Origin of the sequence: Pseudomonas sp. P7779 (assembly GCF_013386315.1) — a bacterium.
GTDB lineage: Bacteria > Pseudomonadota > Gammaproteobacteria > Pseudomonadales > Pseudomonadaceae > Aquipseudomonas.
This window is the reverse complement of sequence record NZ_JACARZ010000074.1, coordinates 21,765-35,848: the sequence shown is the minus strand read 5'-3', so window position 1 is coordinate 35,848 and position 14,084 is coordinate 21,765. Positions and strand designations below refer to the sequence as shown.

The 14,084-nt window shown below is 62.2% G+C and carries 13 protein-coding genes; 9 read left to right on the top strand and 4 right to left on the bottom strand.

The window, feature by feature from the left end; all coding sequences use genetic code 11:
• The first annotated feature begins 60 nt into the window (after positions 1-60).
• Positions 61-234 (top strand): PA1571 family protein, encoded by a 174-nt coding sequence (locus tag HX869_RS21125; protein WP_003218992.1) that lies wholly within the window; start codon positions 61-63, stop codon positions 232-234.
• Positions 235-285: 51 nt separating this feature from the next.
• Here the strand turns inward: HX869_RS21125 and pdxB are convergent, their stop codons facing one another.
• Entirely contained in the window at positions 286-1,428 is a 1,143-nt protein-coding gene (pdxB, locus tag HX869_RS21120; RefSeq protein WP_087694847.1) for a 4-phosphoerythronate dehydrogenase PdxB, read from the bottom strand.
• 327 nt (positions 1,429-1,755) lie between these two features.
• Here pdxB and HX869_RS21115 point away from each other — a divergent pair, with 327 nt between their 5' ends.
• Positions 1,756-3,144, top strand: coding sequence for an MATE family efflux transporter (locus tag HX869_RS21115; RefSeq protein WP_032899660.1), 1,389 nt, complete (start codon positions 1,756-1,758; stop codon positions 3,142-3,144).
• Here HX869_RS21115 and tusA read toward each other — a convergent pair.
• A complete protein-coding gene (tusA, locus tag HX869_RS21110) occupies positions 3,141-3,392 on the bottom strand; it encodes a sulfurtransferase TusA (protein ID WP_088424520.1) in 252 nt (83 codons plus the stop codon). The two genes, HX869_RS21115 and tusA, sit on opposite strands and share 4 nt — an antisense overlap.
• Positions 3,393-3,419: 27 nt before the next feature.
• On the bottom strand, positions 3,420-4,493 hold the full coding sequence (rlmM, locus tag HX869_RS21105; RefSeq protein ID WP_003219000.1) for a 23S rRNA (cytidine(2498)-2'-O)-methyltransferase RlmM: 1,074 nt from the start codon (positions 4,491-4,493) through the stop codon (positions 3,420-3,422).
• Between the two features lie 191 nt (positions 4,494-4,684).
• On the opposite strand from rlmM, the gene acnA reads away from it, so the two are divergent.
• The 3 genes from acnA (at position 4,685) to HX869_RS21090 (ending at position 9,980) form a co-directional block, all read left to right on the top strand.
• Positions 4,685-7,426 carry an aconitate hydratase AcnA gene (gene acnA, locus HX869_RS21100; protein WP_178903593.1) on the top strand — a complete coding sequence of 914 codons (2,742 nt, stop codon included), beginning with the start codon at positions 4,685-4,687 and terminating at the stop codon, positions 7,424-7,426.
• Positions 7,427-7,537: 111 nt separating this feature from the next.
• The gene (locus HX869_RS21095; RefSeq protein WP_177036334.1) at positions 7,538-8,329 is read left to right on the top strand and encodes a CPBP family intramembrane glutamic endopeptidase; all 792 of its coding nucleotides are present in this window, start codon (positions 7,538-7,540) and stop codon (positions 8,327-8,329) included.
• 85 nt (positions 8,330-8,414) lie between these two features.
• On the top strand, positions 8,415-9,980 hold the full coding sequence (locus tag HX869_RS21090) for a PAS domain-containing methyl-accepting chemotaxis protein (protein WP_008437582.1): 1,566 nt from the start codon (positions 8,415-8,417) through the stop codon (positions 9,978-9,980).
• A gap of 81 nt (positions 9,981-10,061) precedes the next feature.
• Here the strand turns inward: HX869_RS21090 and HX869_RS21085 are convergent, their stop codons facing one another.
• Positions 10,062-10,751 (bottom strand): alpha/beta family hydrolase, encoded by a 690-nt coding sequence (locus HX869_RS21085; RefSeq protein ID WP_177019527.1) that lies wholly within the window; start codon positions 10,749-10,751, stop codon positions 10,062-10,064.
• Positions 10,752-10,830: 79 nt separating this feature from the next.
• On the opposite strand from HX869_RS21085, the gene ccoN reads away from it, so the two are divergent.
• From ccoN to ccoP, 4 genes are read left to right on the top strand one after another with little or no spacing between them, the layout of a single operon-like run.
• Complete coding sequence (gene ccoN, locus HX869_RS21080; protein ID WP_003219009.1) at positions 10,831-12,255, top strand: cytochrome-c oxidase, cbb3-type subunit I; 1,425 nt, start codon at positions 10,831-10,833, stop codon at positions 12,253-12,255.
• 10 nt (positions 12,256-12,265) lie between these two features.
• Positions 12,266-12,874 carry a cytochrome-c oxidase, cbb3-type subunit II gene (gene ccoO, locus HX869_RS21075; protein WP_003219010.1) on the top strand — a complete coding sequence of 203 codons (609 nt, stop codon included), beginning with the start codon at positions 12,266-12,268 and terminating at the stop codon, positions 12,872-12,874.
• Positions 12,875-12,877: 3 nt separating this feature from the next.
• Entirely contained in the window at positions 12,878-13,084 is a 207-nt protein-coding gene (locus HX869_RS21070) for a cbb3-type cytochrome c oxidase subunit 3 (RefSeq protein ID WP_003219012.1), read from the top strand.
• A complete protein-coding gene (gene ccoP, locus HX869_RS21065) occupies positions 13,081-14,028 on the top strand; it encodes a cytochrome-c oxidase, cbb3-type subunit III (RefSeq protein WP_003219014.1) in 948 nt (315 codons plus the stop codon). Before HX869_RS21070 ends, ccoP begins: the two co-directional genes overlap by 4 nt.
• The last annotated feature ends 56 nt before the right edge of the window (positions 14,029-14,084 follow it).

Here is a 14,084-nt window from a genome sequence, read left to right as displayed (position 1 = left end):
TAACAACGCGGTCACGCGGGGGTTTTAAAGTAGGTACACAACCTGATGAGGAGACGGGCCATGTCCTTGCAAAACAGCAGCAACGCCAAAATTCAAGTGATCCGCCAACCGCAGCAATTGCCTTGCTCGTATATCGACGCTCAGGGCCGCGAAGTGCAAATCACCGAAGAAATGATCCAGAGCGCGTGCGCCGAACTGGAACAGAAATTGGTCAAGCCTGCCAAGCGAGGCTGATTCGCCCACGCTCTCTTAAACCCGGCCTTGATGGTCGGGTTTTTTATGCCTTCAGATTGCCTGTGCGCCCAATGCTGCCACGATGCTCGACAAGGCGGCAGACTCGCCGTTGATCCGCACTTTCAAGCCGTCAATCTCACGCCGCTCGGGGTAGTGCTTGCGCAATAGGTCGAAGGCCTTGCGCTGCTCATCCACTGTGCCTACCAGGCTGCGGCGGAAATCCGCGTCATCACGGCGCGGGTCGTACACGCTGCGGCACAGGGTCGCCAGGGCCCAGGCCGGATCGGTATTGGCATTGAGGCTGACTTCGGCCAGCCACGGCTCCGGCAGCAAGTCGCTCAATTGAATCGTCGGGTCCTGACCAAGATGCCGGCAAAACGCCTGATAGATCTGCGCCGTGCCGCGCTGCTTGCCGTCCAGGCTGTAGCCGGCGATATGCGGGGTGGCCAGCACACACAGGTCGGCCAGGTCGACGTCCACCTGCGGCTCGCCTTCCCACACATCCAGCACGGCCTGCAGGTCTTCGCGCGCCAGCAGCACCTCCTTGAGGGCGGCGTTGTCCACCACCGGGCCGCGGCTGGCGTTGATCAGCCAGGCACCGGGCTTGAGCTGGTTGAGGCGCTCGCGGTCGAACAAGTGCCAGGTGGAGCCGTTGCCGGATTTGTTCAGCGGCGTGTGCAGACTGATCACATCGCACTGCTCGACGATCTGCTCCAGGCTGACGTAATCACCGTCCTCGGCGATCTGCCGGGGCGGGTCGCACACCAGCACGTTCCAGCCCAACGCCTTGAGCACCTTGACCAGACGCCCGCCGACTTCACCGGCCCCCACCACACCGTAGGTGCGCTGGGCCAGGTCGGCGCCTTCGATCTCGGCCAGGGTCAGCAGGCTGCCCAGCACATAGTCGACCACGCCACGGGCATTGCAGCCGGGGGCGCTGGACCACTGGATGCCGGCGCGCTGGAAGTAATCGAGGTCGAGGTGATCAGTGCCGATGGTGCAGGTGCCGACAAACCGCACCGGCGTGCCTTCGAGCAAGGCCCGGTTGACGTTGGTCACTGAACGCACCAGCAGCACATCGGCCTGCTCTATCGTCGCGCGGTCAATGGACCGGCCCGGAACCCGGCGAATCTCGCCGAATCCTTCGAAGAATGCATCGAGCAGCGGGATATTTTCGTCGGCAACAATCAGCATGGCAGGCTCCTTTCGCGGATCAGCAGTGTACAGCGGTTTTCCTTGTGGCGAGGGAGCTTGCTCCCGCTGGAGTGCGCAGCGCTCCCAAATGCAGCACCGTGTTTTTTCAGGTACACATCGGTTGCCCGTTATGGGGCTGCTGCGCAGCCCAGCGGGAGCAAGCTCCCTCGCCACAGCAAGCTCCCTCACCACAGCAAGCGCCCTCGCCACAAAACGCTGCATTTGCGCGGGGATGTGTTTACAAATCCACAACACAGGTTTTTTCCTGACCAACACGTCAAGGCGTAGAATGCGCCGTCCTGCGCTCCCCCTATCGGACATCTGTACGTGAACACTGCCACAACCACCACCGCCCTTTCTCGCCCCGCCCGCGTCAGCCTTGAAGTGCGCAACCTGCTGGCCCTGGCGCTGCCGATCATGATCGGGCAACTGGCGACCACCGCCATGGGGTTCGTCGATGCCGTGATGGCCGGGCGTGTCAGCTCCCGAGACCTGGCGGCGGTCGCCCTGGGCAACTCCATCTGGATCCCGGTGTACCTGCTGATGACCGGCACCCTGTTGGCCACCACGCCGAAAGTCGCCCAGCGCTTTGGCGCCGGCACCCACGGTGAAATCGGCCCGCTGGTGCGCCAGTCGATGTGGCTGGCACTGGTGGTGGGAATTACCGCGCTGCTGTTGCTGATCAGCGCCGAACCGATCCTGCACCTGATGAAGGTCGATCCCGAGTTGATCAAGCCCTGCATGGGCTACCTGCACGGCATCGCTTCGGGCATGCCGGCCATTGCGTTGTATTACGTGCTGCGTTGCTTCAGCGACGGGCTGGGCCGAACGCGGCCGAGCATGGTCATGGGCCTGTGCGGGCTGGCGCTGAATATTCCGCTGAACTATGTGTTTATCTACGGCCACTTCGGCGTGCCGGCCATGGGCGGCATCGGTTGTGGCTGGGCCACGGCGATCGTGATGTGGGTGATGATGCTTGGCCTGGCCGCCTGGACCCGCTGGGCACCGGTGTATCAGAGCAGCGAGCTGTTCAAGCGCTTTGACTGGCCGCAATGGTCGGTGATCAAGCGTGTGTTGAGCATTGGCTTGCCCATCGGGATCGCGGTGTTCGCCGAGTCGAGCATTTTTGCGGTGATCGCGCTGCTGATCGGCAGCCTCGGCGCCACGGTGGTGGCCGGGCACCAGATCGCGCTGAACTTCAGTTCGCTGGTGTTCATGATCCCCTATTCCCTGAGCATGGCGGTCACCGTGCGCGTGGGCCAGGCCCTGGGCCGAGGAGAACCCCGTGAGGCGCGCTTTGCCGCAGGTGTCGGAATGGGCACCGCGCTGGTGTATGCCTGCCTGTCTTGCAGCCTGATGCTGCTGTTTCGCGAACAGATCGCCACCATCTACACCCAGGACCCGCTGGTGATCCAGGTGGCGGCGATGCTGATTGTGTTTGCGGCGCTGTTTCAGTTCTCGGACGCGATCCAGGTCACGGCCGCCGGCGCACTACGTGGTTACCAGGATACTCGGGTGACCATGGTGCTGACGCTGTTTGCGTATTGGGGCGTGGGCTTGCCGGTGGGCTACGCGCTGGGGCTGACCGAGTGGCTGGGCGACGCCCGCGGCCCGAGCGGCTTGTGGCAGGGGCTGATCGTGGGCCTGAGCTGTGCCGCGGCGATGTTGGTGATCCGCCTGGTGCGCAGCGCACGCAAGCGGATTCGCCGGGCTTAAGCCGATTTCTTGCGGATCCAGTATAGGTAGGTACCGGCCTGCTCCTGCTGGTCCACCAGTTCATGGTCGAGAAACACGCAGAACTTGGGGATGTCGCGACGGGTCGACGGATCGGTCGCGATCACCTTGAGCAAGCCACCGGGCGCCAGGTCGCGGATGTGCTGGTGCAGCATCATCACCGGTTCCGGGCAGTTGAGGCCGGTGGCATCAAGGGTGCCATCGACCGGGGTGTCAAAAATGTCGCTCATCATTCACTCCTGATACAGGCTGCCAGTTTACCGGGCCTTTGGCTTCTTCACATCCAACCGGCGCAAATGGCAGGTCACTTCTTCACGGTCGTGGTACAGCTGCTTGCAGCCGATCTCCACCCGGATGCCACGTTCCTTGAAGCCTTCCGCGATGCGTTCAAGCAGGCGCTTCACTTCGGCATAACGCTGCTTCATCGGCAACTTCAGGTTGACCACTGCTTCGCGGCAATGTCCCTCGCCGATCCAGGTTTCCAACAGGGCCGCATTGCGCGCCGGTTTCTCGACGATGTCGCAGACCATCCAGTCCACCGGCTGCTTGGGGGTGTAGATAAAGCCGTCGGCCATCAAGTGCTGCACCAGCCCGGTATCCATCAGGCTTTCGGCCATCGGGCCGTTGTCGATGGCGGTCACCAGCATGCCGCGGTTGACCAGTTGCCAGGTCCAGCCGCCAGGCGCTGCGCCGAGGTCGACGCCGGTCATGTCGCTGTGCAGGCGCTCGTCCCACTGATCACGGGGGATAAAGTGGTGCCAGGCCTCTTCCAGCTTCAAGGTCGAGCGGCTTGGCGCGTCCCGCGGGAATTTGAGGCGCGGGATGCCCATCGGCCACATGGCCGAGTTGTTTGACTCGGCCAGGCCCATGAACACTTCGCGGCCGCTCTTGAAGGTCAACAGCAGGCGCGGCTTGCTGGCGTCTTCCACCAGTTTGCCGGCGGCCATCAGCGCCTTGCGCAAGTGAACTTCGAATTTCTTGCAGAAGTTCGACAGCTCCTTGCCGTCATTGGTGTCGACCATTTCCAGCCACAGGCTGCCGCACACCGGGAAATCCCGCAGGTGCGCGAGGATCACGCTGATACGGTCGGTTTCCGGCAAGTCGATGAACACCCCGCGCGCCCACTGCCTCGGGAAGATCAGCTCGGCAAAGCGTTGGCCGCGCATCAGGCGCTGGGCGCCGTCTTCTTCGGTGCAGACAAATTCGGCGCAGGCGCTGCCGGTCTTGGCCTTGGCATAGCCCGAAACGTTCAGGCGTGCGGCGTGTTCCGCGATCTCGGAACAGACTTCGCCTTCAAAACCCGGGCGGCAGTGCATAAAAAGGGTGTTCATCAACTCTCCTGGATCACGGGCTTGCTATAGCGCAATGCCTGTCATGAAAACGCGCGCATGATAGCCGAGTTCGGAACCTTGGACTTATTGATAGAGTCCAGTAATTAGCCAGCTACTTAAAACAGGGCTAATTTGTAAGCTCTGTTCGTCCCGTCAGGTCCGTAGCCGTGCGGACCATAAGGAGTCATGTAATGTCATCCCTTGATAGTCTGAGAACCCTTAAAACCTTACAGATCGACGACAAGACCTATCACTACTTCAGCCTGCCCGAAGCCGCCAAGAGCCTGGGTGATCTGGACAAGCTGCCGATGTCCCTCAAGGTGCTGCTGGAAAACCTGCTGCGCTGGGAGGACGAAAAGACCGTCACCGGCGCCGACCTCAAGGCCATTGCCGCCTGGCTCAAGGAGCGCCGCTCCGACCGCGAGATCCAATACCGCCCCGCCCGTGTGCTGATGCAAGACTTTACCGGCGTGCCCGCCGTGGTCGACCTGGCCGCCATGCGCGCCGCCGTGGCCAAGGCCGGCGGTGACCCGCAACGCATCAACCCGCTGTCACCGGTGGACCTGGTGATCGACCACTCGGTGATGGTCGACAAGTTCGCCACCACCGGCGCCTTCCAGGAAAACGTCGACATCGAAATGCAGCGCAACGGCGAACGCTACGCCTTCCTGCGCTGGGGTCAGAGCGCCTTCGACAACTTCAGCGTAGTGCCACCGGGCACCGGCATCTGTCACCAGGTCAACCTGGAATACCTCGGCCGCACCGTGTGGACCAAGGATGAAGACGGCCGCACCTATGCCTTCCCCGACACCCTGGTCGGCACCGACTCCCACACCACCATGATCAACGGCCTCGGCGTATTGGGCTGGGGCGTGGGCGGGATCGAAGCGGAAGCCGCGATGCTCGGGCAGCCGGTGTCGATGCTGATCCCGGAAGTGATCGGCTTCAAGCTCACCGGCAAGCTGAAAGAAGGCATCACCGCCACCGACCTGGTGCTGACCGTCACCCAGATGTTGCGCAAAAAAGGCGTGGTCGGGAAATTCGTCGAATTCTATGGTGATGGCCTGGCTGACCTGCCCCTGGCAGACCGCGCCACCATCGCCAACATGGCCCCGGAATACGGCGCCACTTGCGGCTTCTTCCCGGTGGACGACGTGACTCTGGACTACCTGCGCCTGTCGGGCCGTCCTGCAGAAACCGTCAAACTGGTGGAGGCCTACACCAAGGCCCAGGGCCTGTGGCGCAATGCAGGTCAGGAGCCGATCTTTACCGACAGCCTGGCGCTGGACATGGCCAGCGTCGAAGCCAGCCTGGCCGGGCCTAAACGTCCGCAAGACCGTGTCTCACTGCCTAACGTCGGCCAGGCCTTCAGCGATTTCCTCGACCTGCAATTCAAACCCACCAACAAGGAAGAGGGCCGCCTGGAGAGCGAAGGCGGCGGCGGTGTTGCGGTGGGCAACGCCGACCTGATCGGTGAAGCCGACTACGACTTCGAAGGCCAGACCTATCGCTTGAAAAACGGCGCGGTGGTGATCGCGGCCATTACCTCCTGCACCAACACCTCCAACCCGAGCGTGATGATGGCGGCGGGACTGGTGGCGAAAAAGGCCGTGGAGAAAGGACTGAAGAGCAAGCCCTGGGTGAAAACCTCCCTGGCGCCGGGCTCCAAAGTCGTGACTGATTACTACAAAGCGGCAGGCTTGACCCAATACCTCGACAAGCTGGGGTTCGACCTGGTGGGTTATGGCTGCACCACCTGCATCGGCAACTCCGGGCCGCTGCCCGAACCGATCGAAAAAGCCATCCAGAAAGCCGACCTCGCGGTAGCCTCGGTGCTTTCAGGCAACCGTAACTTCGAAGGCCGGGTGCACCCATTGGTGAAAACCAACTGGCTGGCCTCCCCGCCTCTCGTCGTAGCCTACGCCCTCGCGGGCACCGTGCGCATGGACATCAGCAGCGAACCACTGGGCACCGGCTCTGACGGAAAACCGGTGTACCTGCGGGACATCTGGCCCAGCAGCAAGGAAATCGCCGACGCCGTTGCACAAGTCAGCACCGGGATGTTCCACAAGGAATACGCCGAGGTGTTTGCCGGTGATGAACAGTGGCAGGCCATTGAAGTGCCGCAGGCTGCAACCTACGTGTGGCAGAAGGACTCCACCTACATCCAGCACCCACCGTTCTTCGACGACATCGGCGGCCCGCTGCCGGTGATCGAAGACGTCAAGGGCGCCAACGTGCTGGCATTGCTGGGGGACTCGGTGACCACCGACCACATCTCCCCTGCCGGCAACATCAAGACCGACAGCCCGGCCGGCAAATACCTGCGCGAGCAAGGCGTCGAACCGCGGGACTTCAACTCCTACGGCTCGCGCCGCGGCAACCATGAAGTGATGATGCGCGGCACCTTCGCCAACATCCGCATCCGCAACGAAATGCTCGGCGGCGAGGAAGGCGGCAACACGATCTACATCCCTACCGGCGAGAAAATGCCGATCTATGACGCCGCCATGAAATACCAGGCCTCGGGCACCCCGCTGGTGGTGATCGCCGGCCAGGAATACGGCACCGGCTCAAGCCGTGACTGGGCGGCCAAGGGCACCAACCTGCTGGGGGTCAAGGCGGTGATCGCCGAGAGTTTCGAGCGGATTCACCGTTCCAACCTGGTGGGCATGGGCGTGCTGCCCCTGCAGTTCAAGCTGGACCAGAACCGCAAGGCACTCAAGCTGACCGGCAAGGAGAAGATCGACATCCTCGGGCTGACCCACGCCGAGATCGAGCCACGCATGAACCTGACGCTGGTGATCACCCGTGAGGATGGCAGCAGCGAGAAGGTCGAAGTGCTGTGCCGCATCGACACCCTCAATGAGGTCGAGTACTTCAAGGCCGGCGGGATCCTGCACTACGTGTTGCGGCAGTTGATTGCCTCGTAACTGACACGCGCTACCCAAAACACCGCCTTCCCTGGCGGTGTTTTCATTTTTACCGTCGGTGACGCTCGGTATACTGCCGCCCTCAGATTTTGACTGTCACAAGGATTCCCCATGCTTGCATTGCCATGGCTGTACCTGGCGCTTCTTTCCATCGGCTATGTACTTGCCTTGAGCTACGGGCAATTGGGGTTAATGGCGGCGCTTTCCGTCGCCATGCTGCTGTTGGCCGGGTTTGCCGTGCGGCAACAGCGAAACCCGTGGGTACGCTATCTGGGCCACGGGCTGTTTATCGTGCTGGCGCTGGGGCTGGCGATGCACTGGCTGCCGGGGTTCTACAACGGTCGCGGGATCGCGCCGCAGCGCTTTACGGACGACGCCGTGCCTTTCTCGATGTACCTGAACCAGGACAAGCCGCTGATTGGCTTCTGGCTGCTGCTGGCCTGCCCGTGGATTGTTGCGCGCCGGTCCCTGCGCCTGTCGATCTACGCCACCGCCCTGGCGTTGACACTGACGGCGATTGCCGCCCTGGGCGGCGCTGCGTTGCTGGGCGTCATCAGTTGGGCCCCGAAGTGGCCGGAGCAGGCCTGGCTGTGGGTGTTGAATAACCTGCTGCTGGTGACCCTGGTGGAGGAAGCGCTGTTCCGCGGTTATATCCAGGGCGGCCTGTGCCGACGGTTCAAGCAATTGCCCTATGGTGAAAACCTCGCATTGCTGTTGGCCGCCCTGCTGTTCGGCCTGGTACACCTGGGCGCAGGCTGGCAGTGGACCCTGCTGGCGACCATCGCAGGCCTGGGCTACGGCCTGGCGTATCGCTTTGGCGGATTGGGCGCGGCGATCGTTACGCACTTCGGGCTGAACCTGCTGCATTTCGGGTTGTTTACCTATCCGATGCTGGCGGGCTGAGGCTGCGCCGATTGTTGCAAAAAATAAGTTAAATAAAACCCCGCGACGGTCGACAACCTGTCAAAGCCTTGCGGATTGAACAATCATGCGTAATAACCAACCCGTTACCCAGCGCGAACGTACCTTCCCCGCTCAGCAACGGTTGATCTCCACCACGGATGCCAAAGGCGTGATCACCTACTGCAACGACGCCTTCGTCGAGATCAGTGGGTTTTCCCATGACGAACTGCTGCGTGCCCCGCACAACCTGGTTCGTCATCCGGATGTGCCGGCGGCAGTGTTCGCACACATGTGGTCCACGCTCAAACAAGGCTTGCCATGGATGGGCATCGTCAAGAACCGCTGCAAGAGCGGTGATCACTATTGGGTCAACGCCTATGTGACACCGGTCTTCGACGGCAACCAGGTGATCGGCTACGAGTCGGTGCGGGTCAAGCCCACCGCCGAGCAGATCCGCCGTGCCGAAGCGCTTTACCAGCGCATCAACCAGGGCAAGCCGGCCATCCCGCGCCGCGACAAGTGGCTGCCGGTGTTGCAGGACTGGCTGCCGTTTATCCTGGTCAGCCAGTTGAGCTTCCTGATTGGCGTCTGGCTCAATTCCCACTGGGGCTTTGCCCTGGCAGCGGCGCTGTCGGTACCGCTGGGCCTGTTGGGCCTGAGCTGGCAACAACGCGGGCTCAAGCGCTTGCTGCGCCTGGCCGAACAGACCACCTCAGACCCGCTGATCGCGCAGATGTACACCGACAGCCGCGGCGCCCAGGCGCGCCTGGAAATGTCGATCCTCAGCCAGGAGGCGCGTCTTAAGACCTGCCTGACACGCCTGCAGGACACTGCCGAGCACCTCAACGACCAGGCCGCGCAATCCAACACCCTGGCGCATAACAGCTCCAGCGGTCTTGAACGCCAGCGCGTGGAAACCGAACAGGTGGCCACCGCGGTCAACCAGATGGCCGCGACGACTCAGGAAGTCGCCAGCCATGTGCAACGCACCGCCGATGCCACCCAGGAAGCCAATCGCCTGACCGGGCGTGGCCGTGATATCGCCGGCGAAACCCGCGAAGCGATTCAGCGCCTGTCGGTGGCCGTGGGCGAGACCGGCGTGACCGTGACCCAACTGGCCAAGGACAGTGACGAAATCGGTGGCGTGGTGGATGTGATCAAAGGCATCGCCGACCAGACCAACCTGCTGGCGCTGAACGCGGCCATCGAAGCGGCCCGTGCCGGGGAGATGGGTCGCGGCTTTGCGGTGGTGGCCGACGAAGTGCGGCAACTGGCCCAGCGCACCAGCGAGTCCACCGGGCAGATTCATGCGCTGATCGCCAAGCTGCAACAGACCGCCAGCGCGGCCGTACAAACCATGGACGCCGGGCATCGCCAGGCGGAAGAAGGTGTGGCACGGGTGATGGAAGCGGATCAGGCGCTGATCGGGATCAGCGAGGCGGTGGCGCACATCACTGATATGACGGCGCAGATTGCGGCGGCGACCGAAGAGCAGAGCTCGGTGGCGGAAGAGATCAGCCGTAACATCAGCACCATTGCGCTGCTGGCGGACCAGACGTCGGAACAGGCGTTGAATTCGGCGCAGTTGAGTGAAGAGCTGACGCATACCGCCAATACTCAGTATTCGCTGGTAGAACGCTTTAACCGGTAAACCGCTTTCGCGAGCAAGCCCGCTCCCACATTTGGAATGCATTTCAAATGTGGGAGCGGGCTTGCTCGCGAAAGGGCCCTATCAGGCGCCGAGAAACCCGGCCACCTTCACCGCCGCAGCCTCCAGATGCTGCTCATGACTGAACCCCGAAGCCTTCAACGGCTTCAAATCATGATCCCCCGCCACCAGCCACATCACCTCGATACTCGGCGACAACACATACCCTTCCACCGCCGCCCGATTGCCCAGTGCATCCCGCTCACCCTGCACAATCAACGTCGGCGTCTTCAGCCCGGCCAGGTGCTCGGTCCGTGGCTTCTCCGGCTTGCCCACCGCATAGAACGGATAACCCAGGCACACCAGCGCGTCCGCGCCCAATTCATCCGCCAATAGACTGGCCATCCGCCCGCCCATCGACTTGCCGCCCACCGCCAGTTTCCCAGCGACATGACGTCGCACCTCGGCGTACACCTCACGCCAGCATTCCAGCAGTTTCGGGGCTGGATTGGGTGGGCGTTTGCCCCCGTCCACACGGCGCTGGGCCATGTAGGGAAACTCGAAGCGCAACACGTTCACGCCATGCCCGGCAAGGCGTGCAGCCATGTCGTTCATGAAGCCCGAGTCCATCGGCGCACCCGCGCCGTGGGCCAGGATCAACGTCGTGGGCGTACGCGCGATAGACCCTGTGGCGACATCCCACAACCAGCCGCGTTCCCGCACACACTGCGCCCATTGATCCCCGTCAATACTGGCCTTGTGCTCTTTGCCCATGCTTGCCTCGCTTTTTAGTCTGCCTATAACTCCAGCCCAAGTGCCGCATTTGCTTGGGTTGAACCGTGGATGGGGAACCATGAACACTACTTTAAGTACCGCCTATAACTACAAGGTGGTCCGCCAATTCGCCATTATGACGGTGGTGTGGGGCATCGTCGGCATGGGACTCGGGGTTTTTCTCGCTGCCCAGTTGGTATGGCCCGAACTCAACTTCAATTTGCCCTGGACCAGTTTCGGCCGCTTGCGCCCGCTGCACACCAACGCGGTGATCTTTGCCTTTGGCGGTTGCGCGCTGTTTGCCAGCTCCTTCTACTCGGTGCAACGCACCTGCCAGACCCAATTGTTCGCGCCAAAGATCGCGCAGTTCTGCTTCTGGGGCTGGCAGCTGGTCATTGTGCTGGCCGCGATCACCTTGCCGCTGGGCTACACCAGCTCCAAGGAATACGCCGAGCTGGAATGGCCGATCGACATCCTGATCACCATCGTCTGGGTGGCCTATGCCATCGTGTTCTTCGGCACGGTGATGAAGCGCAACACCAAGCACATCTACGTCGGTAACTGGTTCTTCGGTGCGTTCATCATCACCGTGGCCATCCTGCATATCGTCAACAACCTGGAAATCCCGGTCAGCCTGACCAAGTCCTACTCGCTGTACGGCGGTGCGACGGATGCCATGGTGCAGTGGTGGTACGGGCATAACGCGGTAGGCTTTTTCCTCACCGCCGGCTTCCTCGGGATGATGTACTACTTCGTGCCGAAACAGGCCGAACGCCCGGTGTATTCCTATCGCCTGTCCATCGTGCACTTCTGGGCACTGATCACCCTGTACATCTGGGCCGGCCCGCACCACTTGCACTACACCGCGCTGCCGGACTGGGCACAGTCCCTGGGCATGGTGATGTCGCTGGTACTGCTGGCACCGAGCTGGGGCGGGATGATCAACGGGATGATGACCCTGTCGGGCGCCTGGCATAAGTTGCGCAGCGACCCGATCCTGCGATTCCTGGTGGTTTCCCTGGCCTTCTACGGCATGTCGACCTTCGAAGGGCCGATGATGGCCATCAAGACGGTCAACGCCCTCTCCCACTACACCGACTGGACCATCGGCCACGTACACGCCGGGGCGCTGGGTTGGGTAGCGATGATCTCCATCGGCGCGCTGTATCACATGATCCCGAAAATCTTCGGTCGCGAGCAGATGTACAGCCTCGGCCTGATCAACGCGCACTTCTGGCTGGCCACCATCGGCACCGTGCTCTACATCGCCTCGATGTGGGTCAACGGCATCGCCCAGGGCCTGATGTGGCGTGCGGTCAACGAAGACGGCACCTTGACCTACTCCTTCGTCGAAACCCTGGTGGCCAGCCACCCAGGCTTCATCGTGCGACTGGTGGGCGGGGCGATCTTCCTCAGCGGCATGTTCCTGATGGCTTACAACACTTGGCGCACCGTGCGTTCGGCACAACCCGCCGAAGTCGCCGCTGCGGCGCAGATGGCCTGAGGAGTCGATGATGAAACACGAAACCATTGAAAAGAACGTCGGCCTGCTGATGCTGCTGATGGTGCTCGCCGTGAGTATCGGCGGCCTGACCCAGATTGTGCCGCTGTTCTTCCAGGATGTGACCAACAAGCCAGTGGAAGGCATGAAGCCCTACACCGCGCTGCAACTGGAAGGTCGCGACATCTATATCCGCGAAGGCTGCGTACAGTGCCATTCGCAGATGATCCGCCCGTTCCGCGCCGAAACCGAGCGTTATGGCCACTACTCGGTGGCCGGTGAAAGCGTGTGGGATCACCCGTTCCTGTGGGGCTCCAAGCGTACCGGGCCGGACCTGGCCCGCGTCGGCGCGCGCTACTCGGACGACTGGCACCGCGCGCACTTGTACAACCCGCGCAACGTGGTACCGGAATCGAAGATGCCGGCGTACCCATGGCTGGTCACCGCCCCGGTCGACAGCAGCCACACCGAGACCAAGCTCAAGGTGATGCGCACCCTCGGCGTGCCGTACACCGACGACGACATCGCCGGTGCCGTGGCCTCCCTCAAGGGCAAGACCGAGATGGACGCGCTGGTTTCGTACCTGCAAGTGCTCGGCACTGCCATCAAGAGCAAGAGGTGAGCCATGGGATTTGAATTCGATGCTGGAACCATCCGCGGCCTTGGCACGCTGGTCGTGGCCATCGCCTTCATCGGCCTGTCGCTGTGGGTGTTCAACTCCCGGCGCAACGCAGAGTTCGCCGAGGCGTGCCTGCTGCCGTTTGCCGATGAACCGCTACCGCCAACCCCCGACGCTCAAGAAGAGCCTGCAACAAGGAGCAACCGGCCATGACTACCTTCTGGAGTACATGGATCTGTGTACTGACCCTCGGCAGCCTGATCGGCCTGACCTGGCTGTTGATCGGCACCCGCAAGGGCGAGACCAAGGGCAGCGTGGACCAGACCATGGGCCACGCCTTCGACGGGATCGAGGAGTACGACAACCCGCTGCCACAATGGTGGTTCATGCTGTTCGCCGGCACCCTGGTGTTTGCCGTCGGCTACCTGATCCTCTACCCGGGCCTGGGCAACTGGAAAGGCGTATTGCCGGGCTATGAAGATGGCTGGACCCAGACCAAGGAATGGGACAAGGAGATGGCCAAGGCCGACGCCAAATTCGGGCCGATCTTCGCCAAATTCGCGGCCATGCCGGTGGAAGAAGTCGCCAAGGACCCACAGGCGCTGAAAATGGGCGGCCGCCTGTTCGCCTCCAACTGCGCGGTGTGCCATGGCTCGGACGCCAAGGGCGCCTACGGCTTCCCGAACCTTGCAGACAACATCTGGCGCTGGGGCGGTTCGGCGGATGCAATCAAGATGACCATCATGAATGGCCGTCATGCCGCGATGCCGGCCTGGGGTGAAGTGCTGGGTGAGGACGGTGTGAAGAACGTCGCAGCATACGTGCGCCATGAATTGGCAGGCCTGCCGCTGCCGGCGGACAGCACCGCGGATGTCGCCGCGGGCCAAGTGGCATTCAGCACCACCTGTGTCGCCTGCCACGGGCCGGAAGGCCATGGCGTGGAAGCCATGGGCGCGCCGAACCTGACGCAGCCAGGTGGCTTTATCTACGGCACCAGCCTGGCGCAGTTGCAGCAGACCATTCGCCACGGCCGCCAGGGCCAGATGCCTGCGCAGGAAGTACTGCAAGGCAATGACAAGGTGCACCTGCTGGCCGCCTATGTTTACAGCCTGTCCCACAATGCTGATGGCGCAACGCCTGACAGCCAACCCGAGTAATCCTGCACCACCCAAAAGCCGCGCCTGATTCAGGCGCGGCTTTTTTGCGACCCATT

Excerpts from the sequence above, each read along its gene's own strand:
- HX869_RS21090 (WP_008437582.1), top strand. The coding sequence starts at position 8,415 with ATGCGTAATAACCAACCCGTTACCCAGCGCGAACGTACCTTCCCCGCT.
- HX869_RS21085 (WP_177019527.1), bottom strand. The coding sequence starts at position 10,751 with ATGGGCAAAGAGCACAAGGCCAGTATTGACGGGGATCAATGGGCGCAG.
- acnA (WP_178903593.1), top strand. The coding sequence starts at position 4,685 with ATGTCATCCCTTGATAGTCTGAGAACCCTTAAAACCTTACAGATCGAC.
- ccoN (WP_003219009.1), top strand. The coding sequence starts at position 10,831 with ATGAACACTACTTTAAGTACCGCCTATAACTACAAGGTGGTCCGCCAA.
- HX869_RS21070 (WP_003219012.1), top strand. The coding sequence starts at position 12,878 with ATGGGATTTGAATTCGATGCTGGAACCATCCGCGGCCTTGGCACGCTG.
- HX869_RS21125 (WP_003218992.1), top strand. The coding sequence starts at position 61 with ATGTCCTTGCAAAACAGCAGCAACGCCAAAATTCAAGTGATCCGCCAA.
- rlmM (WP_003219000.1), bottom strand. The coding sequence starts at position 4,493 with ATGAACACCCTTTTTATGCACTGCCGCCCGGGTTTTGAAGGCGAAGTC.
- ccoP (WP_003219014.1), top strand. The coding sequence starts at position 13,081 with ATGACTACCTTCTGGAGTACATGGATCTGTGTACTGACCCTCGGCAGC.
- tusA (WP_088424520.1), bottom strand. The coding sequence starts at position 3,392 with ATGAGCGACATTTTTGACACCCCGGTCGATGGCACCCTTGATGCCACC.
- HX869_RS21095 (WP_177036334.1), top strand. The coding sequence starts at position 7,538 with ATGCTTGCATTGCCATGGCTGTACCTGGCGCTTCTTTCCATCGGCTAT.
- ccoO (WP_003219010.1), top strand. The coding sequence starts at position 12,266 with ATGAAACACGAAACCATTGAAAAGAACGTCGGCCTGCTGATGCTGCTG.
- pdxB (WP_087694847.1), bottom strand. The coding sequence starts at position 1,428 with ATGCTGATTGTTGCCGACGAAAATATCCCGCTGCTCGATGCATTCTTC.